The 22,292-nt window shown below is 71.9% G+C and carries 17 protein-coding genes; 12 read left to right on the forward strand and 5 right to left on the reverse strand.

Annotation, left to right across the window (positions count from 1 at the left end; genetic code table 11):
- Positions 1-36 precede the first annotated feature (36 nt).
- The 3 genes from ACIGO8_RS11645 to rpsR are packed head-to-tail and all read left to right on the forward strand — an operon-like array spanning position 37 to position 1,714.
- On the forward strand, positions 37-282 hold the full coding sequence (locus ACIGO8_RS11645) for a type B 50S ribosomal protein L31 (protein ID WP_399727620.1): 246 nt from the start codon (positions 37-39) through the stop codon (positions 280-282).
- Complete coding sequence (locus ACIGO8_RS11650; protein WP_399727623.1) at positions 282-1,433, forward strand: CobW family GTP-binding protein; 1,152 nt, start codon at positions 282-284, stop codon at positions 1,431-1,433. Before ACIGO8_RS11645 ends, ACIGO8_RS11650 begins: the two co-directional genes overlap by 1 nt.
- A 44-nt stretch (positions 1,434-1,477) precedes the next feature.
- Positions 1,478-1,714 (forward strand): 30S ribosomal protein S18, encoded by a 237-nt coding sequence (gene rpsR / locus ACIGO8_RS11655; protein ID WP_399727626.1) that lies wholly within the window; start codon positions 1,478-1,480, stop codon positions 1,712-1,714.
- Positions 1,715-1,958: 244 nt separating this feature from the next.
- Here rpsR and ACIGO8_RS11660 read toward each other — a convergent pair whose 3' ends face one another.
- Positions 1,959-2,432 carry an ATP-binding protein gene (locus ACIGO8_RS11660; RefSeq protein WP_399727629.1) on the reverse strand — a complete coding sequence of 158 codons (474 nt, stop codon included), beginning with the start codon at positions 2,430-2,432 and terminating at the stop codon, positions 1,959-1,961.
- Between the two features lie 288 nt (positions 2,433-2,720).
- On the opposite strand from ACIGO8_RS11660, the gene ACIGO8_RS11665 reads away from it, so the two are divergent.
- The 3 genes from ACIGO8_RS11665 (at position 2,721) to ACIGO8_RS11675 (ending at position 12,568) form a co-directional block, all read left to right on the forward strand.
- Positions 2,721-3,269: a DinB family protein gene (locus ACIGO8_RS11665; RefSeq protein ID WP_399727632.1), complete on the forward strand. Its 549-nt coding sequence runs from the start codon at positions 2,721-2,723 to the stop codon at positions 3,267-3,269.
- A 178-nt stretch (positions 3,270-3,447) separates the two neighbouring features.
- Complete coding sequence (locus tag ACIGO8_RS11670; protein ID WP_399727635.1) at positions 3,448-12,195, forward strand: SpvB/TcaC N-terminal domain-containing protein; 8,748 nt, start codon at positions 3,448-3,450, stop codon at positions 12,193-12,195.
- A gap of 19 nt (positions 12,196-12,214) precedes the next feature.
- The gene (locus ACIGO8_RS11675) at positions 12,215-12,568 is read left to right on the forward strand and encodes an immunity 53 family protein (protein ID WP_399727638.1); all 354 of its coding nucleotides are present in this window, start codon (positions 12,215-12,217) and stop codon (positions 12,566-12,568) included.
- Between the two features lie 60 nt (positions 12,569-12,628).
- Here ACIGO8_RS11675 and ACIGO8_RS11680 read toward each other — a convergent pair whose 3' ends face one another.
- Positions 12,629-13,258 carry a TetR/AcrR family transcriptional regulator gene (locus ACIGO8_RS11680; protein ID WP_399727640.1) on the reverse strand — a complete coding sequence of 210 codons (630 nt, stop codon included), beginning with the start codon at positions 13,256-13,258 and terminating at the stop codon, positions 12,629-12,631.
- A 138-nt stretch (positions 13,259-13,396) separates the two neighbouring features.
- Between ACIGO8_RS11680 and ACIGO8_RS11685 the strand changes: the two genes are divergently transcribed.
- The 4 genes from ACIGO8_RS11685 (at position 13,397) to ACIGO8_RS11700 (ending at position 17,074) form a co-directional block, all read left to right on the forward strand.
- Positions 13,397-14,956, forward strand: a complete 1,560-nt coding sequence (locus ACIGO8_RS11685) for an APC family permease (RefSeq protein ID WP_399727644.1) — start codon at positions 13,397-13,399, stop codon at positions 14,954-14,956.
- 100 nt (positions 14,957-15,056) lie between these two features.
- Positions 15,057-16,187 carry an agmatine deiminase family protein gene (locus ACIGO8_RS11690; RefSeq protein WP_399727647.1) on the forward strand — a complete coding sequence of 377 codons (1,131 nt, stop codon included), beginning with the start codon at positions 15,057-15,059 and terminating at the stop codon, positions 16,185-16,187.
- Between the two features lie 297 nt (positions 16,188-16,484).
- A complete protein-coding gene (locus ACIGO8_RS11695; RefSeq protein ID WP_399727650.1) occupies positions 16,485-16,631 on the forward strand; it encodes a hypothetical protein in 147 nt (48 codons plus the stop codon).
- Positions 16,632-16,666: 35 nt separating this feature from the next.
- A complete protein-coding gene (locus tag ACIGO8_RS11700) occupies positions 16,667-17,074 on the forward strand; it encodes an FhaA domain-containing protein (RefSeq protein WP_399727653.1) in 408 nt (135 codons plus the stop codon).
- Between the two features lie 39 nt (positions 17,075-17,113).
- On the opposite strand, the gene ACIGO8_RS11705 is transcribed toward ACIGO8_RS11700, so the two are convergent.
- The 3 genes from ACIGO8_RS11705 to sigK all read right to left on the reverse strand — a co-directional run bounded on the left by ACIGO8_RS11705 (position 17,114) and on the right by sigK (position 19,529).
- Positions 17,114-17,851, reverse strand: a complete 738-nt coding sequence (locus tag ACIGO8_RS11705) for an alpha/beta hydrolase (RefSeq protein WP_399727656.1) — start codon at positions 17,849-17,851, stop codon at positions 17,114-17,116.
- A 329-nt stretch (positions 17,852-18,180) separates the two neighbouring features.
- Complete coding sequence (locus tag ACIGO8_RS11710) at positions 18,181-18,939, reverse strand: anti-sigma factor (RefSeq protein WP_399727659.1); 759 nt, start codon at positions 18,937-18,939, stop codon at positions 18,181-18,183.
- Positions 18,936-19,529: an ECF RNA polymerase sigma factor SigK gene (sigK, locus tag ACIGO8_RS11715; RefSeq protein WP_399727662.1), complete on the reverse strand. Its 594-nt coding sequence runs from the start codon at positions 19,527-19,529 to the stop codon at positions 18,936-18,938. The genes ACIGO8_RS11710 and sigK overlap by 4 nt, the downstream gene beginning before the upstream one ends.
- 371 nt (positions 19,530-19,900) lie before the next feature.
- Between sigK and ACIGO8_RS11720 the strand changes: the two genes are divergently transcribed.
- Positions 19,901-21,694: a molybdopterin-dependent oxidoreductase gene (locus ACIGO8_RS11720; RefSeq protein ID WP_399727665.1), complete on the forward strand. Its 1,794-nt coding sequence runs from the start codon at positions 19,901-19,903 to the stop codon at positions 21,692-21,694.
- Positions 21,603-22,253, forward strand: a complete 651-nt coding sequence (locus ACIGO8_RS11725; RefSeq protein WP_399727668.1) for a fasciclin domain-containing protein — start codon at positions 21,603-21,605, stop codon at positions 22,251-22,253. The genes ACIGO8_RS11720 and ACIGO8_RS11725 overlap by 92 nt, the downstream gene beginning before the upstream one ends.
- The last annotated feature ends 39 nt before the right edge of the window (positions 22,254-22,292 follow it).

Raw genomic sequence — 22,292 nt, forward strand, 5'->3', positions numbered from 1 at the left:
CCGCCCATCTCGCCCTCAGCCTCGAAAGGTCCTGCCATGAAGCGCGGAATCCACCCCGCCTATGAGCCCGTCGTCTTCCGCGACTCCGCCTCCGGCACCGCTTTCCTCACCCGCTCGACGATGACCAGCGACAAGACGATGGAGTGGGAGGACGGCCGCACCTACCCGGTGATCGACGTCGAGATCTCCTCCGCGAGCCACCCCTTCTACACGGGTACCGCCCGCGTCCTCGACACCGCCGGCCGCGTCGAGAAGTTCCAGCGCCGTTACGGAGCCCGCTGATGGGCCAGGGAGACCGGATGCCCGTCGTGGTCGTCGCGGGGCTCCACGCGGTAGCACGCAAAGAGGTCGTCGAGCGCCTCCTCCGGACCGTTCCGGGCGCCGTCGCGCTCCACCATGACCTCGCCAAAGGCCCCGACGGCACGGTGCTCCGTCTCGTACGCGACGCTTCCGGTGTCCTCTCCTGTGGTGAGACGCCGCTGGTCAACGACTGCGCCTGCTGCGCGCTGCGCGAGGACCTCGTTCCGGAGCTGGAGCGACTGGCCGACGGGGGCCTGACCCGCCTCGCCGTCGTCGAACTGTGGGACTCCGTGGAACCGAAGGCCATGGCGGAAGTCATCGCCGCCCATGGCGGAGACCGCCTGGCCCTGACGAACGTGATCACCGCCGTGGACCCCGCGCTCGTGCTGCCCTGCCTGGGCAACGGCGACGACCTCGCCGAGGCCGGCCTGGCCGCCGCCCCCACCGACCGGCGGACCGTCGCCGACACCTGGGCCCGTCAGCTGGAGTACGCGGGCGTGCTCGCCGTCGTCGACAGCGCGGACGCCGACGGCGAGGACCGGGCTCTGCTCGCCCAGCTGCACCCGACGGCCCGTCAGGTGCCGGCCGGCTCCGTCGAACTCGCCCGGGCCGCGTTCGCCGGCTTCGACGTCGAGGCCGCCGCGGCCGCCCAGCACCCCGCGTGCGCGCTGCTGCCCCAGAGCGCCGACGAGGCCGGCGTCACCACCTTCGTCTGGCGCCGCCACCGGCCCTTCCACCCGGAGCGGCTGTACGAGGCGCTCGAGGACCTGTGCTGCGCGGCGGCCCGAAGCCGCGGCCGGTTCTGGCTGGCCGACCGCCCCGACACGCTCCTCGCCTGGGACGCGGCCGGGGGAGCGCTGTGCGTGGAGAGCGCCGGTCCCTGGCTCGCGTCCCTGCCCGACGCCGCCTGGGAGATGGTCCCGCCCGTGCGCCGGGCGGCGGCCGCCCTCGACTGGCACCCCGACCACGGCGACCGCTGCCAGCACCTCGTCTTCACCTCACCCGGCCTCGACCGGGACGGGCTCGAACGACTCCTCGAGTCCTGCCTGTTGACGGACGCCGAGTACCAGTCCGGCCCCGAGTCCTGGAAGGAGCTGCCCGCCGCCTTCGACTCCCTTCTCGACGCCGCCTGACCTCGTCCGACCCCACGGACACGCTCAACCGAAGGAACCGCGACATGGCCCGACGCCCCGACCCCCGCAAGCCCGTCAAGTCCCGCCCCAATCCGCTCGACGCGGCCGGGATCACGTACATCGACTACAAGGACACCGACCTGCTGCGCAAGTTCCTCTCCGACCGCGGCAAGATCCGCAGCCGCCGCGTCACCCGCGTGACCGCCCAGCAGCAACGCGCCCTCGCCGCCGCGATCAAGAACGCCCGAGAAATGGCCCTGCTGCCGTACGCCGGCCGCTGACGACCGGCCGCTCCACACCTCGCGCGCCCGCAGCACGCACTGAGCCGGGCCCTCTCACCTGTCGGCCGGTGAGAGGGCCCGCGCAGGCGGTCGTTCTGACCGAGCAGCACCGGTGTGCCGGGTGGGTCAGTTCACGCGCGGGGCCGGCCAGGCTCGCACCGCGCGCGAGCATGCGCCGGTCCTGGCAGCCTGCGCAGGACCGGCAGCGGCGTCAGGCCGCGCCGCGCGTCCGGGTGTCACGTCGTCAGGGCTGGCGGCCGGCCGCGGCTCCGCCGGGGTCGTCGGCCAGCACGATCGCCGTGCTGATCCGCTTGCCCACCGGTTCGCGGTGGACGGCGAAGCTCGTGCCGACCGCCATGACGATCTCCAGCCCGTGCTGGCCGATGCGGGTCGGGTCGGGCGCGAGGATCGCGGGTGGGGTGGGGTTGCTGTCCCAGACGGTCACCTCGACGGCGCCGCCGTTGATCTCCAGGGTCAGCAGGAAGGGGCCAGGTGCGTACTTGCGGGCGTTGGTGACCAGCTCGCTGACCACGAGCTGCACCATGCCCATCGCGCGTTCGGACACCGGCAGCCCGTGCACGGCCTGCACGTCGGTGAGGAAGCCATGGGCGAGGTCGCGGGCGACAGCGATGTCCTCGCTGCCCTCGAACGCGCCGGACACCCTCATGGCGTTCCCCAGCAGCGACTGCCCGTCCCCGCCGTCCGCTGTCAGTTCCATACCAGCCCGCCTCGACCCCGTGCCCCGACGTGCTCCGCTCGTTTACCCCGCGAACCCTCACTTCAGGCGTGCGCGCTGACGCTCGCCGAACCGTTCCGACAGTAGCGCGGCGGCGCCGCGTCGGCTGTCGCGGGTCACGGGAGAGGCGATCTCTCGACCGCATGGCGCAGGGCGCAGGTGCGCCGGTCGGCCAGAGCCGCGAAGCGGATCCTGTGGCCTTGTGCGAGCGGTTCGTTGCCGTTCACAAGTTGGTCGCACTGTCAGTTCCGTTCGCTAGGGTCTGCGGCCATGACGCAGAGCGAAACCGAAGCGTGGCCGGAACCTCCGCTCGCCGGCACCGAGGCCGCGGCGATCCTCGGTGCCCTCGAACGGCAGCGGGCCACCCTCGCCTGGAAGTGCTCCGGCCTGGACGCCGCCGGCCTTCGCGCCACACTCGGCACGTCCAGCATCACCTTGGGCGGCCTCCTCAAGCACCTGGCGCACGTGGAAGACAGTCACTTCGCCCGGCTGTGGCTCGGTTCTCCCGTCGGTGCTCCCTGGGACACCGTCGACTGGGAGAGCACTCCCGACTGGGACTACCGCTCCGCCGCCGAGGACACCCCCGAACAACTGCGCGCTCTCTGGCGGGAATCCGTCGCCCGCTCCCGTGCCGTCGTCGAAGCGGCTCTCGGCACGGGCGGGCTGGACCAGCTCGGCGCCTGCGCCACCCGGAGCGGCGAACGTCCCAACCTCCGCCGCATTCTGCTCGACCTCATCGAGGAGTACGCCCGCCACGCCGGTCACGCCGACCTCATCCGTGAATCCGTCGACGGGCTCACCGGCGAGGACCCCCGGTAGCGACAAACCACCCATAGCGACCGTGCGTTGTCGGATCGTGACCGTGCTGGGCCGATCCTGGCGGGAAAAGGCGTACGAAGTGGCTCGGCTGCGGCCTACCGTTCGGTACTGCGGAAGGGGGCCGTGGTCTTCGTAGGACTCGTGCTCCGGGGGAGTCCTACGGGGTGGGGGCCGAGCGATGACTGTCCTGCGCGTGTTCCGGCGACGGGCCGGGACGGTGCTCGTCCTGCTCCTCGCCCTGCTCATGTCCGGGCTGACCTCACCCTGGCCGTTCCGCAGCGTCGCCGCCGGGCCCGACGCGGGGACCGCGGTCATCGGGCCCGAGGGGCCGGAGGGGACCTCGTTCAATCCCAACCAGATCAAGGACATCAAGGCGGCCGACCCCGGCGCCGGCGTGAACCTGGTCGAGCCGCCGACCGCCGACAGCACCGGCGACGCCAGGCTCTCCTACCCGCTCGAAGTCCCCAAGGGCCGCGGCGGACTGCGGCCCGAGCTGGCCGTCGCGTACAACTCGGCCGGGGGTAACGGCTGGACCGGGCTCGGCTGGGACCTGAGCACACCGTCCATCACCGTGGACACCCGCTGGGGCGTGCCCCGGTACGACGCGGCAAAGGAGACCGAGTCGTACCTGCTGAACGGGGAACAGCTCACCCCGGTCGCCCACCGCGGCGCACTCCAGGCGCGTACGGCCGAGAAGGTCTTCCACCCGCGCGTCGAGGGCCGCTTCGACCGGATCGTGCGGCACGGCGACAAGCCGTCGGCGTACTGGTGGGAGGTCACCGACAAGCAGGGCACCCGCACCGTGTACGGCGGCGCCGCGGACGCCACGCTCGCCGACGAGGCCGGCAACATCGCCGTGTGGGCGGCCCGCGAGGTCCGTGACGCACACGACAACCTGATGCGCTACCACCACGTCCGGGTCGAGGACGGCGGCGTCGCCAAAGCCACCGTGCCGGGCCGCGCCCTGTACCCGCGGCGCATCACGTACACGGGACGCGGCGACACCGAAGGCCGCTACTCGGTCACCTTCCTCCGCGACCGCGACCGGGGCGAACCGCGCCGCGGCGACGTCCAGATCGACGGGCGTTACGGCTTCAAGCGGGTCACCGCCGACCTGCTGCGCCGGATCGAGGTCAAGCTCGACGACCAGCTGATCCGCGCCTACGAACTCGACTACCGCACCGGGGCGTTCGCCAAGACGCTGCTCACGTCGGTGTCGCAGTTCGGCGAGGACGGCAAGCTCTTCCACACCCACACGTTCGACTACTTCGACGACGTACGGGACCAGTCGGGCGCCTACAACGCCTTCGCCACCGCGGCGGGCTGGTCGGTGCCGGACGACGACCTCGGGCTGAACATCCGCGAGGGCGAGGCCAGCGCGATCTCGGCGAACACGTCGGCCGGCTTCGGCGCGCACCTGTTCGCGGGCTACAACGTGCAGGGGCTGCCGACCAAGGAGGGCTCCGTCGGACTGAAGGTCGGTTTCAGCGCGGGCCAGTCCGACGGCCTGGCGACGCTGACCGACGTGAACGGCGACAACCTGCCGGACAAGGTGTTCCGCAAGAACGGCGACGTGTTCTACCGGCCCAATCTGGCCGGACCGGGCGGGGCGCAGAAGTTCGGTGACCCGCCGGTCAAGCTCACCGGCCTCCCGGGCATCTCGACCGAGCGCACGCTGTCCGGCACCATCGGCGTCGAGTCGTACGTCCTCACCACCTCGGCCCAGCTGGACTTCGTGGGCACCACGACCACCTCGGACCGGTTCTTCAGCGACGTCAACGGCGACGGCATCGCCGATCTGGTGAACAACGGCGGCGTGCTGTTCGGCTACCTGGACGCCCAGGGGCAACCCGCCTACAGCGCGGACTCCGGCCGCACCCCGGTGCCGGTCGGAGGCGGCGCGGTCACCGGCGAGATCGTCGGCGACCAGTCCGCGCAGTTCGACCAGCAGGTGGACAACTCGCCGCTCCTCGACACGGTGCGCCGCTGGGTCGCGCCGTTCGACGGCAACGTCCGCGTGGACGGCCGGGTCCAGCTGACCCAGGATCCCTCACCGCAGCGAGCGGCCTACACCAAGGCCGACGGCGTGCGCGTCACCATCCAGCACAAGGACGCCGAACTCTGGGCGCAGCGGATCGGACCCGACGACCACACCGAGTTCACCCCGGGCAACGTGGCGTCGATCCCGGTGAAGAAGGGCGACGCGCTCTACTTCCGCACCCAGTCCATCCTGGACGGCGCATACGACACCGTGGCGTGGGACCCGCAGGTCACCTACACCGACCTGCCGGCCGGTACGGACGCGAACGGGCTGGCGAACACCGTGTTCCGCGCGTCCTCCGACTTCACCTTCGGCGGCAGGCCGTCCCTGGTGACCGTACCGGTCAACGGCACGTTGCGGCTGACCGGCGACGTGGTCAAGTCCAAGGCGACCTCGGACGACGTGACCGTCGTGATCGAGAAGGGCAACGGCGTCCACACCCCCACGGAGGTGTACCGCAAGGTCCTGCCCGCCGCGTCGACCGGCACCACCGCGATCGACCTGAGCATTCCGGTCAGCACGTTCGAGAAGATGTCGTGGCGGCTGAAGACCGACTCCCCGATCGACGTCTCGGCGGTGAGCTGGGCACCGAAGGCGCACTACACGGCCGCGCAGGGGGTCGATTCGGTCGTCGACGCCAAGGGCGATCCCACGCTGGTGATCACCCCGCCGTACGACATGACCCTGTTCCCGGCGGACACCCTCACCGCGCCGCAGCAGTCCTACAAGGCGCCCAGGACCGGCCAGTTGAAGGTGCGGCCGAAGGTGTCCTTCAACTTCAATCTCCTCGGTGACGCCAAGATCGCGTTCACCGTGAAGAAGCGCGGCGGGCAGCTGCTCGGCAAACGGATCTTCCAGGCCAAGGACACCGCCCCCTTCGGCGGCCCGAACCTGGACCTGACCGTGCCGGTCACCGCCGGCGACGAGCTCTACATCGACTACTCCACGGCGGAGACCGGACTGCTCGGCCTGCTCGTCGAGCAGTCCGCCTCGGTCACCTACGACGTGACGTCGAGCTGGCCCACCTTCACCCCGGCGCCCAGCGCCCTGCACGGATCCGTCGGGCAGGGCGCCTTCGCCCAGCCGTACCGCGGCTGGGGTGTGATCGGCTACCAGGGCAACCGCGACCGCGCCACCCAACCGATCAAGCAGGCCGAACTCGCGCTGGACCAGAGCTTCAGGAACGCCCTGCCCAAGGAACCCAAGGAAGAGGACGTCGCGCCCTTCGCCGCGAATCCCCGGCTCACCATGCCGCGCCTCGCGGTGTTCGCCCCCGTTCCCGCCAAGGGCGGCTGGGCCGCCCAGGACCAGTCCTCCTGGATCACCGGCGCGATGGCGACCAGTTCCCGCCTGGGCGCGGACACCATCGACATCGTCACCGACGCCGACGTGAAGGGCGACCGGGCGGTGATGCGCCGCGGAGTCACCGGCCAGGTGTCGGCCACCCTCGCCGCCGGCCCGTTCGGCGGCACCGTGGTCGGCGGGATCACCGCGGGCTCGGTCGACTACCTCGACCTCAACGGCGACGGATACCCCGACGTCGTCGGCGCCAAGGAGATCCAGTTCTCCGACATGAACGGCGCGCTCGGCGCCACCCGCGGCACCCTCGGCGGCAACGTCCGGGAGGCGGACAACGTCTCCGGCAACGTCTCGCTCTCCGCGGGCAGCGAGACCGCCACCCTCGCCAGCGCACGGGGCAACGCCGCCCCCGACGCGGACACCAGCGCCAACACCGCCAGCACCGGCGCGGTCCAGCCGTCGCTCGGCATCGGCGGCAGCCTCGGCGGCGGCGAGTCCGACGTCCGCGTCGACCTGATCGACATCAACGGGGACCGGCTGCCGGACAAGGTGTTCGCCAACGGGGACGCCCAGCTGAACCTCGGCTACTCCTTCGCCGCCCGTGAACCCTGGCCGGCCGGGCCGATCAACGACGCCTCCACCCGCAACATCGGCGTCAACCTCGGGTTCAACGTCGACCGCTACGGCTTCGCCGGCGGCCTGTCCGCCGAGCTCGGAACCTCGTACACCAGCGCCAGCATGGCGGACGTCAACGGTGACGGCCTCGTCGACCGGGTGTTCACCGACGGGAACAACCCGATCAAGGTCGCGGTCAACACCGGCACCGGCTTCACCGCGCCCACTCCCTTCCGCGGCAGCTTCCCCGACATCGCCGTCGACAAGAACGCCAGCCTGGGCGGCGGCGTCTACTTCACCGTCGGCCTGCCCACTCCCGTCGGCGTCTTCGTCTTCAACCCCGGCGTCAACGCGACCACCGGCATCAGCCGCGCCGAGACCAGCCTGCGCGACATCGACGGCGACGGCCTCGCCGACCACGTCAAGTCCACCCGCGACGACGAACTCCTGGTCGCCGTCAACCGGACCGGCCGCACCAACCTTCTGCGCTCCGTCGGCCGCCCGCTGGGCGCCCGTATCGACCTCGACTACACCCGCACCGGCAACACCGCCGCCAGCCCGGAGAGCCGCTGGTCGCTCTCCCGCACCACCGTCCAGGACGGCGTCACCGGCGACGGCGTCGACACCCGGCTCACCACCTTCCGTTACGAGCAGGGCCGTTACGACCGTCAGGAGCGCGAGTTCCTCGGCTTCGGCCGGGTGGTGACCGAGCACCGCGACCCGGCCGCGGGTGACGCCGTCCGCCGCGCGGTCACCGACGAGTACCGCACCGACGGCTACGCCGTCCGCGGCCTGCTCACCCGCTCCCTCACCACGGACGGCGCGCACCACCCGTACCGCGAGACCCTCAACACCTATCGGCCGTACGACGCCGCGACCGGCACCGAGGCCGCCCCGGACAGCCCCACCGCCGCCGTCTTCCCGCAGCTGGTCCGCGTCGAGGAGAAGTACTACGAAGGCGCCGCCACCGCGGGCCGGAGCACGTACACCGAACTCTCCTACGACGCCTACGGCAACGTCGTCCGCACCCTCGACACCGCCGACGAGGGCGCCGCGGACGACCTGGAGACCACCTACGGCTACAGCGCGGCCGATCCCGCCTGCCGGGACAGCGGCGTCGTCGGCATCGCCAACGCGATCCGGCAGAAGGCCGCGGCGACCGGCACCCTGCTGCGGCGCCGCGAGGCCGACGTCGACTGCGCCACCACCGAGATCCGCCAGGTCCGCGAGTACCTCGACGACGACACGGCCGCCGTCTCCGACCTCACCTACCACCCGGACGGCAACCTCAGGACGTCCACCGGACCGGCCAACGCCACCGGGCAGCGCTACACCCTGACCTACGGCTACGACACCGTCGTCGGCGTCCACGTCGAGTCGGTCGTCGACAGCTTCGGCTACCGCTCGACCTCGAGCCACAACCTCAAGTACGGCCTGCCCGAACGCAACACCGACCAGAACGACCAGTCGGTGCGCATGGCGTACGACAGCGTCGGCCGCCTCGACACGGTGACCGGGCCGTACGAGAGCGGCGGCGGCCCCGCCACCATCGACTTCGAGTACCACCCCGAGGCGCCCGTCCCGTACGCCACCAGCAGGCACCTCGACCGCACCGCGACCGCCGTGCGCGCGGACACCATCGACACCATCACCTTCACCGACGGCCTCAAGCGGGTCCTGCAGACCAAGAAGGACGCCTCGGTCGCCGCGACTCCGGGGGCCGCACCGGCCCAGGTGATGACGGTGTCCGGCCGGCTGAAGTTCGACGCCCTGGGCCACGCGGTCGAGACGTACTACCCGGTGACCGAGCCGAAGGGCGCCACGAACACCACGTTCAACACCGCCTTCGACACCGTCGCCCCCACCAGGGAGACCTTCGACGTCCTCGACCGGTCCGTGAAGACCGTGCAGCCGGACGGCATCACCACCGGCACCGGGTACGCCTTCGGTCCCGACCGGGCCGGGACCACCCGCTTCGAGACCACGGTGACCGACGGCAACGGCAAGCAGCGCCGCACGTACACCGACGTCCGGGGCGTGACCACCGCGGTGAAGGAGTTCAACGGCCCGACCCCGATCTGGACCTCCTACGCCCACGACCCGTTGAAGCGGGTCACGGCGATCACCGACGACAAGGACAACGTCACCCGCGCCGCCTACGACGGCCTCGGCCGCCGCACCGTCTTCGAGAGCCCCGACGCCGGACGCACCGAGACCCGCTACGACCTGGCCGGAAACATCACCGCCAAGATCACCCCGAACCTGCGGGCCGCGAGCCGGACCATCACGTACGCGTACGACTACTCGCGCCTCAAGGCGATCCGCTACCCGGCCTTCCCCGGCAACGACGTCAGCTACTCGTACGGCGCCCCCGGCGCCGCCGACAACGCGGCGTCCCGGATCACCGAGGTCCACGACGCGGCGGGCACGGTGACCCGGGCCTACGGCGCGCTGGGCGAGGTGACCAAGGAGACCCGCACCGTCACCGCCACCGGCGGCGCCCCGCGCACCTACACCACCGCCTGGCGCTACGACGCCTTCAACCGGGTCCTCCAGCTCACCTACCCCGACGGCGAGGTGCTGAGCTACGACTACGACTCCGGCGGCCAGGTCACCCGGGCCACCGGCACCAAGAACGGCATCGACTACACCTATCTGGACCGCCTCGACTACGACAAGTTCGGCCAGAAGGTCCTGCAGCAGACCGGCAACGGCGTCCGCACGACGTACAGCTACGACGCCGCCGACCGCAGGCTCGCCGCGCTCACGTCGACCGCGGCGAACGGAACCGCCTTCCAAAACCTCGGCTACACCTACGACGACATCGGCAACCTCACCGGCCTCGCGAACAACGCCCCGCAGGGCGGCCCGATCGGCGGCCCGAGCAGCCAGACCTACGGCTACGACGACCAGTACCGGCTGACCTCGGCGTCCGGCCGCTACACCGACAGGAACAACCGGCTCACCACCTACACCCTGAGCCTCGGCTACGACTCGATCCACAACACCACGAGCAAGTCCCAGCACCACGAGGTCGCCGGCGGCGCCCCGGCCTTCCCGGCCGTCAGCGGGCCCGCCGGACCGATCGAGCCGGTCGACGACCCGTCCAACCCGGCCGACGTCCAGGACCGCACCAGCTACGACTACACCTACAGCTACGACGCCGCGAGACCGCACGCCCCGACCAAGGTCGGCCCGGTCACCCACGCGTACGACGCCAACGGCAACCTGACCGCCACCGAGAACACCGCCGTCAGCGGCAAACGGCGCCAGTACGTGTGGGACGAGGAGAACCGCCTCGCCTGCACCCGGGACACCGCCACGGCCACCGTCACCCAGGACCCGGACGGCTGCGCCGGGGCGACCGTCGGCTACACCTACGACGACAAGGGCGACCGGGTCGTCAAGCGGGGCGACGGCCTGTCGCTCTACCCCAACCGCGCCTACAGCGAACGCGACACCACCGGCTACAAGCACATCTTCGTCGGCGACGCACGCCTGACCACGAAGGCCGTCGCGGCCACCGGGCCCGAGGACGCCCAGTGGTTCTTCCACGCCGACCACATCGGCTCCTCCGGCTACGTCACGGACAAGCAGGGCGCGGTCACCGAACACCTCGAGTACTTCCCGTTCGGCGAGACCTGGGTCGAGGAACGCACCGGCGACCCGGACGCGGCCGGCACCCCGTACCGCTTCACCGGCAAGGAACTCGACGCCGAGACCGGCCTCTACTACTACGGCGCCCGTTACTACAACCCCAGGACCCAGCTCTGGGCGAGCCCCGATCCCGCCCTGCCCGACTACCTCGACAAGGACATCGCGGGCGGCCTCGACGAGCCCCGCAACCTCGCGGCGTACACGTACACCCACAACAACCCGCTGAAACTGACCGACCCCACCGGCAAGTGGCCCAAGATGCCGTCCTGGAAGACCATCGGGCACACCACGCTCGACGTCGCCGGCATGGTCCCGGTCGTCGGCGAGGCGGCGGACCTGGCGAACGCGGGCTGGTACGCGGTCGAGGGCGACTACGTCAACGCGGGCCTGTCGGCGGCCTCGGCGATCCCGGGCGCGGGGTACGCGGCGAACGCGGCGAAGTACGGCAACAAGGCGCTCGACGCCGCCCAGGCGGCGAAGAACGCGACCAACGCGACGGACGCGGCGAAGACGGTCAAGGCCGCGGACGAGGCCCCCGTCCCCACCTCCTCCACCACACCCACCTCCACCCCACCCACCTCCTGCACCACGAACAGCTTCACGCCCGACACCCCGGTCCTGATGGCCGACGGCACCTACAAGCCGATCTCCGAGGTCCGGCTGGGCGACGAGGTCATGGCGACGGACCCGCGATCGGGTGAGGCGGGCGCGCGGCCGGTGACCCGGCTGATCGTCGGTGAGGGCGAGAAGAACCTGGTCGAGATCACCGTCAAGGGCCCGCACGGCACCGCCGGCACGGTGGTGGCGACGGACGGCCACCCGTTCTGGGCGCCGGCGCCGGGCGTGTGGGTGACGGCGAAGGACCTGGTCCCGGGCACGCTGCTGCGCACGGGCAGCGGCTCGTCCGCGCAGGTGACGGCGGTCAGGGCGTGGACGGAACACCGGCGGGTGCACAACCTGACGGTCGAGGGCATTCACACGTACTACGTGGCGGCGGGCGACACGTCGGTCCTCGTGCACAACTGCGCCGCCAAGGGCCGTACCAACGGACTGCAGCCGGATCCCGACGCCACGGGACCGCACGTGACGTTCCGGCGGGACAGCGAGACGGGGAACGTGTCCCACTACGCAGAATGGAAGGAGCAGTCGAACCCTCGCAACCCTTCGCCCTGGGAGCAGGTGAAGCGGGTCGACATGCAGGGCAAGCCGCACTACGACAAGAAGACCGGCCAGGAGATTCCCCCACCGCACGTGAACCTGCCCGACCGTTCCGCCCGACCGACGGAGCCATGGGAGAACACGGCGGGGTACTAGCCGGAACCGAGGGAGACCGATGTCATCCGCTGACGCGTCGCCGGGCGGGAGCGCGGCCGACGTGCTCGTCCGCCTGCAGGACTGGTACGCGAGCAACTGCGACGGCGACTGGGAGCACTCGGCCGGGGTCAGGATCGAGAGCCTGGACAACCCCGGCTGGACGGTGCGGCTCGACATCGTCGGCACACCCGTCGAAGGGCTGACGTGGGAGCGGGTGATCGTGGACGACTCCGAGGAGAACTGGCTCCACCACTGGGCCGACGGCGCGTCGATCCGGGCAGCGGGCGGCCCTCACCGGCTCAAGGACGCTCTCGAGGCGGTCCTCGACCGGCTCGGTGACCGGACGACGGCCGACGGACGAAGCGAGGAGTAGCGTCCGCCCGCCCCGGCCACGGACCGGGGCGGGAGGTCAGTCCGCCCGTCGTGCGGGCCGTCAGGCGTCGGGCCGGGTGAGGCCCGCGAGGATGAGGCGCAGGCCGAGGTCGAAGCCGCGGGTGTCCAGGCCCGCGAGGGCGCCGGGGGCCGCGTCGGCGGCGGTGAGGGCGTCGGCCAGGGCGGGGAAGTCCGGGCGGTAGGCGGCGGGCGGGCGGTGGAAGCCCGCGGTGAAGGTCTCCAGGGCGGAGCCGAGGACCAGGTTGTCGATCGCGGCGGCGGCCTCGGCGGCCTCGGCCGGTGTGCAGCCGGCGTTCACGAGGGCGTCGAGGAGCGCGTCGTAGCCGCGCAGTGCCTTGGCCGAGGTGACGCGGTGCCGGGCCACCAGCGGGATCATGTGTGGATAGCGCAGGTAGACGCGGCGGTAGCCGTGGGCGTACGCGGTGATCCCGGCCGGGCCGCCCGGGTCGGTCAGCGGCCCGAGGGCGATCTCGTCGTTGATGAGCTCCGAGGCGGCGTCGAGCAGGTCGTCCTTCGACCGGATGTGGTGGTAGAGGGACGCGCCCTTGACCCCGAGCCGTTCGGCGAGGGTCCGCATCTTGAGCGCCTCGACCCCCTGCTCTTCGAGCAGTTCCAGGGCCGCGCGGGCGATGATCGCACGGCTCAGGAGGGTCTGGCTGGGCCGGGGCATGACGCACTCCTTCGTTCTCGGGTCCCGAACATTACCTGTCAGGAACGCTTCACAAGCCCAGGGGGCGACCGCTACATTCCAGCCACTCGTTTACCTAACGCGGTTAGATTTCGCGGCTGGATTGCAGTGGGAGTGATCATGAGTGAAGCCATGGAGGGTGCCGCCGGGCGGACCGCCGCCCCCGGCGCCGGGGAGGACACGGACGCCTCGCGCCTGCGGGCGCTCGGCTACCGCCAGGAGCTGCGGCGCAGCCTCGGCGTCCTCGGGAACATCTCGATGGGCTTCGCCGTGGTGTCGCCGGTCGTCGCCCTCTACGCCGTCTCGATGGTCGGCACCATGGTCGCGGGCCCGATGTGGGTCTGGGCACTGCCCCTGGTCCTCGTCGGCCAGTGCCTGGTGGTGAGCGTGTACGGCGAGCTGACGGCGCAGTGGCCGCTGGCCGGCGGCCCGTACCAGTGGGTCCGGCGGCTGCTCGGGCCGTCCTTCGGCTGGCTGGGCGGCTGGGTCTGGCAGTTCGCGGTGATGTTCGGCAACACCACCGTGGTGTATCTCGCCGCTCCCTGGGTGTACGCCCTGTTCGGCGCGACCCCGACGCCCGGAGGCCTGGTCGCCGTAGCTGTGGGCATCCTGCTGGCCGGCCTCCTGGTCAACGCGTACGGGATCACCCTGCTGCGCCGCGTCGTCTCGCTCGGCATCGCCGCCGAGGCGGTCGCCTCGGTCCTGGTGGGGCTCGTCCTGCTGCTGTTCTTCCGGGAGCACGGCTTCGCGCTGTTCACCCGGACGCTGGGCGCGGAGTCGCTCTCCGGCGGCTCCACGATGCTCGGGTTCCTGGCGGCGGTCGCGGTGGCCGGCTGGGCGTTCATCGGCTTCGACGCGTGCGTGTCGACGGCCGAGGAGACCAAGGACGCGGGACGCCAGGTGCCGCGCGCCATGTGGTGGGCCCTGCTGAGCGTGGGCGCGGTGGTGATCCTCAACGCCATGGCCGTGGCGCTGGCGCACCCGCGGCCCAGGGACGTGGTGGCGGGCGCGGACGTGGACCCGGTGACGACCGCCGTCGTGCATGCCTTCGGCGGCTGGTCGGACAAGCCGTTCGTGGTGGTCGTCCTGCTCGGCTTCCTGGCCTGTGCGGTCGCCTCCCAAGGCGGTTCGGCCCGCGGCCTGTACTCGCTGTCGAGGGACGGGGTGTTCCCGTTCTCCCGGCAGGTGCGCCGGGTCAACGGGCGGCAGGCGCCGCTCGGCGGGCTCGTCGCGTCGACCCTGATCAGTGGCGGGGCCCTCGCCCTCGGCCTCAACGCCACCGCGATCGGCGCGCTGATCACCTTCGGCACCGCGGCCACCTACCTGCCCTTCTTCCTGGTGTCGCTGGCCGCGCTGATCGCCCGGCTGCGCGGGACGTGGGTGCCGTCGGGGCACATCAGGCTGGGCCGCACGGGCACGGTGCTGAACGCGCTCGCGGTGCTGTGGACCGCGTTCGAGATGGTCAACGTCTGCTGGCCGCGCGCGGTCCTCGCGCCGCCCGGCGCGCCCTGGTACCAGGTGTGGGCCGCCCTGCTCGGGACCGCGGCCGTGCTGGGCAGCGGCGTGCTCTACCTGCTCGTCAAGCGCCCGCACGAGCGCCTGCGCGTCCCGGCCGCCGCCGGGCCGGCCGCGCCCGCCGCCTCTCCGTCGCCCTCCGCCTCCCCGTCCTCCTCCGCCTGAGTTCGACGGGCGCGGGCCCCCGGCGGGACCGCGGCCCCACCCCGTAGACCCTCGGCCCGAGTCGTCGGGTCCGAGTCCCCGTACGCGAAAGGACACCGCCATGGACCGACCCCGTACCTCCCGACCCACCTCCCGACGCGCCTTCTGCACGGCGGCGCTGGCCACGGCCGCCGCCACCGCGCTCGGCACCGCCGCCGCGAGCCCCGCCACGGCCGTCACGCCCGCGTCCGCGGCCCCGGCCGAGTGGGAGGCGCACCACCGTTGCGTCATGGCCTGGCCGTGGGACCGCAACGTCGGCTGGGGCAGCCTCCTCAAGGCCGTCCAGTCGGAGGTCGCCGCCGTCGCGCGGGCCGTCGCCCGCTTCGAGCCCGTCCTGATGGTCGCCCAACCCGGCACCGCCGCGGACGCCCGTCAGCAGTGCGGTCCGGCCGTCACCGTGATCGAGTACCCGATCAACGACTGCTGGGCACGGGACACCGGCCCCGTCTTCACCCGCGACACCGAGCGCACCCGACTCACCGGCCTGGACTTCCGGTTCAACGGCTGGGGCAACAAGTACCCGTACGACAAGGACGACTTCCTGCCGGTCGGCGTGTGCGACCACCTCTCGGTGCCGCGCCAGGCCGTGGACCTCGTCCTGGAGGGCGGCTCGGTCCTCACCGACGGGCAGGGCACGCTCATCACCACCGAGGAGTGTCTGCTCAACCCGAACCGCAACCCCGGCCTGACCCGCACCCAGATCGAGTCGGCGCTGCTCGCCGCGTACGGGGCGAGCAAGGTGATCTGGCTGCCGTACGGGCTCAACAACGACACGATCACCAACGGCCACGTCGACCTGATCGCCGCCTACCTCGGACCGGCCCGGGTCCTGCTGCACACCCAACCGGAACCCGCCGACCCCAACCACGCCCGGATGGCCGCCAACAAGGCGGTGCTGCAGGCCGCCACGGACGCGTGCGGCCGCCCCTTCCAGATCGTGGAGCTGAACCAGCAGCCCCGCTTCCGGGTCAACGGCGCGCTGGTGGAGACCTTCAGCTACACCAACTACTACCTGACCCGCGGCAGCGTGGTCGTGCCCACGGCGGACGTCGCGGCCGACGACGCGGCCGTCCTCGCCCAGTACGCGACGCTCTTCCCGGGCCGCGAGATCACCGGCATCCCGTGCCGGACGCTGGCCTGGGGCGGCGGCGGCATCCACTGCATCACCCAGCACGTGCCCGTACTGGGCTGACGGCCCCCGGCCCATAGGCCCGACGGGGTCCCGCCTCCCGTGCGGACGCCCGGACACGCACCGGTCACCCCGGGCCGCCGGTCAGTCGAACGCAGAAGGTGGCCTTGGCTTGACGCACAAGGCCACCGTTTCGCGCGCCCGCCACCACCTGCCGGCCGCACCGCCGCCCGGGCACCCCGGCGACACCGCCGCCCAGGCACACCGGCGGCTGACGCGCGGGCATCCCTGCGGCGAGCCCGGGTACACGGTTCCTGCACCGACCACCGGAGATCTCACACCGAGCCCAGGGAGGACATCGTGTCCGGACTGATCACGCGTCTCAAGCAGTTCGCCCGCAGCCCGCAGGGACAGCGGGCGGTCGAGTCCGCCCGGCGCGCCGCCGCCGATCCGCGCACGCGCGACCAGGCGCGCCGCCTGCTAGGGCGGCTGCGGGGACGACGGTAGCGGCGGGCGCGGGCCAGGAAGGGACGGTCGGAGACATGGCCTGGGCAACGCTCACCCGCCTTGAACGGACCCTGGAGCGATGGCAGAGCGCCCTCTTCTCCAGGGCCCACGCCCACGAATCCGTCGAGCTGGTCGACGCGCTGCACCACGAATGCGACCGTCAGGCCGTCGTGTGCAGCGAGGACCGCGTGGTCGTCCCGAACGCCTACGAGGTGGAGCTGGCGGCGGACGTGTACGCGGAGCTCCTCGGCCAGGGCTGCGGTGACGTGGGCGTGATGCTCACGGACAAGATCGCCCGCCACGGGCGACGCAAGGGCTACGAATGGGCGGGTCCGCTGACCGTCCGCGTCACCGCGGCGGACCTGCCGGCCGGCGCCCCGTACCGGGTGTCCAGCAGCCCCATGCCCCACGTACGCGCCGACGCCTTCCCGGCGGAAGGCTGACACGACACGACGCGGCACGCTTCACCAGCGGGTCGGCCGTCAGGGGCCGGGCAGGGTGATGTCGGCGGCGTCGACCGGGCCGGTGCTCCAGGCGCTCTCGTCGTGCTGTGCGCTGCCGGGCGGTGGTGCCAGGCCGAGTACGGCCGCGGCGCAGGCTGTGGTGAGGCGGTGCCACCGGCGGGCGTCGCGGATCATGGCGTGGCGGCCGTGGGGCATGCGGATGCCCCGTACGCGGGCACCGGCGGCATGAGCGCGGGCGAGGTAGTTCCAGGTGTGGGTGGCCGACGTGATCCGGTCGGCCTCGTCGTGGAGGGCCATGACCGTGCGGTCCGCGAGGTGCTCGGTCGGCTCGCCGGGTGGGCACCAGGGTGCCAGGGCGACAACGCCCCGGACCTGTTCGTCGTCCGACGCGCGCAGTGCTGCTCGGGCGCCCATGGAATGCCCGACGAGCACCACCGGCAGCGGTCCGGCGGCGTCCCGTAGCTCCTTCAGGGCTTGTCTGGTGTCCTGGACGGGGTCGGCCCGGTGCCCGTTCCAGCCGCGCAGCCGGTAGCGGACGGAAGCGACCAAAACGTCCGCGAACAGGGGCTCGTGGGCCATGGCGCGGGTGAACGGGCGCATCCGTAGGCTCGGCAGGTTGAGCAGAGGCGGAGGCGTGAGGGAGTCGGCGCGGCCGCCGTGCAGGACCAGGATCGCCCCGGCCGCGGGCAGGAACGGCGGCCGCGGCAGCTCGAGAGCGCGGTGTCCCGGTGCGCCCTCGGCGGAGTGCCCGATCATGTGGTGCTTCTCCCATGCGGTGCGGACGAGCAGGTACGGACCCCACCAGACGAGGCCGTCCCTGCCGTGCCCTCATCCATGATCCGCGCCCGGTTGGCGGTCTCCGACGGCCTCGAAGGCGAGCCCGGCCGCCCGTACCGCGATCCCACAGTACGCCAGGAGGTCCAAGGGCGCGGAGCGCGTAGAGGGTCCGGTTGCCGCGGACTTTGCCGAGGAGGGCGGTGTGGCGCGGGCCCTCGGTGGACGGTGAACCCCGAGTCCACCGCCCACCGCGCGCCCACCGGTGGATGGCGGTTCGCGGGTGCGGGCGGACCAGGCGGGCAGGCTCATCAGGCGAGCAGGCTCATCAGGAGCAGGGGAGCGGTCGTGGGCTGGGAAGACCCTCCGGCGGGCTCGAGGGTGAGGCCGACGGCGCGGGCGCCGGCGGGATTGCCGGTGAGGATGACGGTGCCGTCCTGGCCGATGAGTCCTGCCGGGCGCATGGTGCCGTCCTGGTCGAGCCACAGCTGGTACGTCTTGCCCGGCCCGGCGGCCGGGAGGTGGGCGGCGGTGAAGACGGCCTTGTTCTGCCGGTCGGAGGCGACCACGGTGGTCAGTGCGCCGTTCGCGGCCCGCCCGTGGACGGTGCGCGCATCGGGTGCCGCCAGCACCGCGCCGATCGTGTCGAGTTGCTGCTGGGCCTGGCGGGCCTGTGCCCTCAGGGCCTGACCGTTCTGCGCCTGCCACGCGGCGATGCCGCCGAGTGCGGCAGCGGCCACGGCGGCGGCCAGCGCCAGGGAAACGGTCCGGCGGCGCAGCACGCCGCCGACCGAAGGAGCGGGCGCGATGGCCAGGGTGGCGGGCACCCGCGGCGGCAGTTGGCGCACTCCGTCGATGGCGGCCATGACCTGTGCCTTGGCCGAGGCGGGAGGGGGCTGGGCGACGGCTGCGGCCAGGCGGGCCGCGGTCGCCTCGAACTCGGCGGCTTCCTGCCGGCATGCCTCACAGGCGTGCAGGTGAGCTTCGAAGGCCTGGCGTTCGCCGTCCTCGAGCGCGCCGAGGGCGTAGGCGGCGGCGAGGGTGTGGGCGTCGGTGGCGTGGTGTTTCACGTGGTCACCCCCATGCAGTCGCGGAGCCGGACGAGCCCGTCGCGCATGCGTGTCTTGATGGTCGGAAGAGGAGTGCGCAGGGCTTCGGCGACCTCACGGTAGGTCAGCCCCTGGTAGTAGGCCAGGGTCACGGCCTGGTGCTGGAGTTCGGTCAGGCCGCCCAGGCAGCGGCGTACCTGTTCGGACTCCAGGCGGGTCTCGACCTGTTCGGCGACCTCGTCGAAGGCGGTGGTGTGCTCGCGGGCGGCCTGGGCCTGCTCGCGGTCACTCGCGGCCTGGGCGGAGCGGACCCGGTCCACGGCCCGCCGGTGGGCGATCGTGGCCGCCCAGGTGGTGACCGAGCCGGCGTCGGGCCGGTAGCGAGCGGCCTGCCGCCACAGATCGATCATGACCTCCTGGGCGACCTCCTCGGACTGCGCCCGGTCGCGCACGACCTTGACCACGATCCCGAACACCATCGGTGCCAGGGCGTCGTAGAGCGCGGAGAAAGCCTGTTTGTCGCCGTGGGCGACGCTTTGCATGATGCCGGTGAGGTCGCCGCGGGCAGGGTCGGAGGGACGGCCGGCGCTGAAGGGGATCGGTTGGTTCACCTGCGGGGCTCCGGCTGTGGCCAGACGGCGAAGCGGCCGGCTGGTGCGGCCGTCGGGAGTCGGGGCGTCCATCGCATGCCGTTCCTCGTGTCGTCGCTGCTACGGGGCCGGACCGCTCTCGGAGACGGTCGGGCCCGACAAACCTGTTCATCTGTCGCCTGTTCTTCGTAGCCGACGGACCCGCGGATGGGTGCAGGCTTCGTCACCCTCCCGAGCCGGAGCCCACCCCGCTGCCTGTTGCTGCCATGGCTTCTGGTCGCGGCCGCGTGGCTCAGCCTGTGCACCGCGTTCCGCCCGTGTCACAAGGCAACGCCCGTAGGGCAGTTCACTCCTGAGGAGGTCGCACCAATCCGCCGGGCGAGGGCCGTCGAATGCCGGGTGTGAGCAGCTTCCGCAGCACCCTCTCCCGCGCCGCACGCGGCGCACTGGCCGGCATGGTGGCCGCGTTCACGGCGCTGGCCGTGGCCGAGCTGGTCGCCGGACCGGTGCGGCCGGCGGCCGGGCCCGTGACGGTCGTCGGGGGCGCGGTGATCGACCGGACGCCCGCCGCTGTCAAGGACTTCGCGATCCGCACCTTCGGAGAGAACGACAAGGCCGTCCTGCAGCTCGGAATCGTGGCCCTTCTCGCCGCCGTCGCCGTCGGCCTGGGCCTTCTGGCCCTCTCACATCGGCGGGCCGGTGCCGCGGGCGTGCTGCTCTTCGGGATCGTCGGCTCGGCTGCGGCCCTCAGCCGCCCGGACTCCACCGGCATCGGTGACGCACTGCCCTCGATCGCCGGAGCCCTCGCCGGGGCCGTCGCCCTGTATGTCCTCGCATCGAAAGCCTCCCCCGCCCCGACCTCCGCCGATGCGGACGGCCAGGCGGGTGCCGAAGCCTGGAACAGGCGCGGTTTCCTCGTCGCTGCCGCTGTGACCGGTGCGGCGGCGGCTTCGGCCGGGGCCCTGGGCCGGTTCTTCACCGGCCGCCGGGGAGAGGGCGCCGTCGCCTCCCGCAACAGCCTGGTCCTGCCGACGCCTTCGTCCCCGGCACCCGCGCTCCCCTCGGGCGTCCAGCTCCAGGTCGCCGGCATCAGCCCCTTCACCACACCCACCTCCGACTTCTACCGCGTCGATACCGCCCTGACCGTTCCCAAGGTCGACGCGCGCACCTGGCGGCTGCGTATCCACGGCAAGGGCGTCACCGTGCCCCGCACCTACAGCCTCGACCAGCTCCTGGCCCGCCCCCTCATCGAACGCGACATCACCCTGACGTGTGTCTCCAACGAGGTCGGCGGCCCCTACGTCGGCACCGCTCGATGGCTTGGCGTGCCGCTCGCCGAACTCCTCGAGGAGGCCGGTGTGCGGCCCCCTTCCGAGGGAGGGAAGGCCGATCAGCTCGTGGCCCGCTCGGTCGACGGGATGACCCTGGGATCCCCGGTCGAGGACGTCCTGGACGGCCGCGACGCGATCCTCGCGGTCGGCATGAACGGCGAACCCCTGCCCTTCGACCACGGCTTCCCCGTTCGCATGCTCGTCCCCGGTCTGTACGGATACGTGTCCGCCTGCAAGTGGATCACCGACATCGAGCTGACCACCTTCGACGCCTACGACTCCTACTGGGTCAGGCGAAGGTGGGCCCGCCGCGCGCCGATCAAGACCCAGGCACGCATCGACACCCCCAAGCCCTTCGCGCGCCCCGCCGCGGGCCCCGTCACCGTCGCCGGTGTCGCCTGGGCCCAGCACCGCGGCATCACCCGCGTCGAGATCCGCGTCGGCGACGCGCCCTGGCAGGACGCCGACCTCGCCCCGCAGGCCGGCATCGACACCTGGCGCCAATGGTCCTACCGCTGGAACGCCACCCCCGGCGGCCACACCCTTACCGTCCGCGCCACGGACGGCACGGGCCAGCCGCAGACCGAACAGCGCACGCGGACCGTCCCGGACGGTGCCGGCGGCTGGCACAGCGTCTTCGTCACCGTCCACCGGACCACCCGAGAAGCCGGACCACCCGAGAAGCCGGCCCACCGCCACTCGGGTCCCACGACCAACCATCCCAGCAATCCACTCGACACGTCTCTTCAAGGAGCAACTCGTCATGAACAGCATGAAGATCCGCCGCACCACGATCGCCGTAGCCGCGGCAGCCCTGCTGCCCTTCTCCCTCGCCGCGTGCTCGGACTCCGGTGACGACACCAAGTCCGCTCCCACCGCGGCCCCCGGGGACGAGGCGACGACGGCGTCGAGGGCGCCTTCCGAAGAGCCGATGACCGACGACCAGCCCTTCGGCCCCGCGTGTGCCGGCGTGCCGAAGGACGGGGCGGGCTCGTTCGACGGCATGGCCAAGGACCCGGTGGCGACCGCCGCGTCCCACAACCCCGCCCTGTCCACCCTCGTCACCGCCGTCAAGAAGGCCGGACTGGTCGACACCCTGAACAACGCTCAGAACATCACGGTGTTCGCGCCGACCAACGACGCCTTCGCCAAGATCCCGAAGGCCGACCTCGACAAGGTCCTGAACGACAAGGCCACCCTCACCAAGATCCTCACCTACCACGTCGTGGGCCAGAAGCTCACGCCGAAGCAGCTCGAGAACGGCAGCTTCGAGACCCTCCAGAAGGGCATGGTCACCACCACCGGCTCCGGCGAGTCGTACAAGGTCAACGACAGCGCCGCCGTGGTGTGCGGCAACGTCAAGACCGCCAATGCCGACGTCTACATCATCGACACCGTGCTGATGCCGAAGTAAGCGGTCCACTTCCCGGCTTCCCGTGTACGGCCGGTGGTC

The organism is Streptomyces sp. NPDC053493 (genome assembly GCF_044544825.1).
Classification (GTDB): domain Bacteria; phylum Actinomycetota; class Actinomycetes; order Streptomycetales; family Streptomycetaceae; genus Streptomyces.

Coding starts and splice junctions, on each gene's coding strand:
- ACIGO8_RS11645 (WP_399727620.1), top strand. CDS start 37: ATGAAGCGCGGAATCCACCCCGCCTATGAGCCCGTCGTCTTCCGCGAC.
- ACIGO8_RS11650 (WP_399727623.1), top strand. CDS start 282: ATGGGCCAGGGAGACCGGATGCCCGTCGTGGTCGTCGCGGGGCTCCAC.
- rpsR (WP_399727626.1), top strand. CDS start 1,478: ATGGCCCGACGCCCCGACCCCCGCAAGCCCGTCAAGTCCCGCCCCAAT.
- ACIGO8_RS11660 (WP_399727629.1), bottom strand. CDS start 2,432: ATGGAACTGACAGCGGACGGCGGGGACGGGCAGTCGCTGCTGGGGAAC.
- ACIGO8_RS11665 (WP_399727632.1), top strand. CDS start 2,721: ATGACGCAGAGCGAAACCGAAGCGTGGCCGGAACCTCCGCTCGCCGGC.
- ACIGO8_RS11670 (WP_399727635.1), top strand. CDS start 3,448: ATGACTGTCCTGCGCGTGTTCCGGCGACGGGCCGGGACGGTGCTCGTC.
- ACIGO8_RS11675 (WP_399727638.1), top strand. CDS start 12,215: ATGTCATCCGCTGACGCGTCGCCGGGCGGGAGCGCGGCCGACGTGCTC.
- ACIGO8_RS11680 (WP_399727640.1), bottom strand. CDS start 13,258: ATGCCCCGGCCCAGCCAGACCCTCCTGAGCCGTGCGATCATCGCCCGC.
- ACIGO8_RS11685 (WP_399727644.1), top strand. CDS start 13,397: ATGAGTGAAGCCATGGAGGGTGCCGCCGGGCGGACCGCCGCCCCCGGC.
- ACIGO8_RS11690 (WP_399727647.1), top strand. CDS start 15,057: ATGGACCGACCCCGTACCTCCCGACCCACCTCCCGACGCGCCTTCTGC.
- ACIGO8_RS11700 (WP_399727653.1), top strand. CDS start 16,667: ATGGCCTGGGCAACGCTCACCCGCCTTGAACGGACCCTGGAGCGATGG.
- ACIGO8_RS11705 (WP_399727656.1), bottom strand. CDS start 17,851: ATGATCGGGCACTCCGCCGAGGGCGCACCGGGACACCGCGCTCTCGAG.
- ACIGO8_RS11720 (WP_399727665.1), top strand. CDS start 19,901: ATGCCGGGTGTGAGCAGCTTCCGCAGCACCCTCTCCCGCGCCGCACGC.
- ACIGO8_RS11725 (WP_399727668.1), top strand. CDS start 21,603: ATGAACAGCATGAAGATCCGCCGCACCACGATCGCCGTAGCCGCGGCA.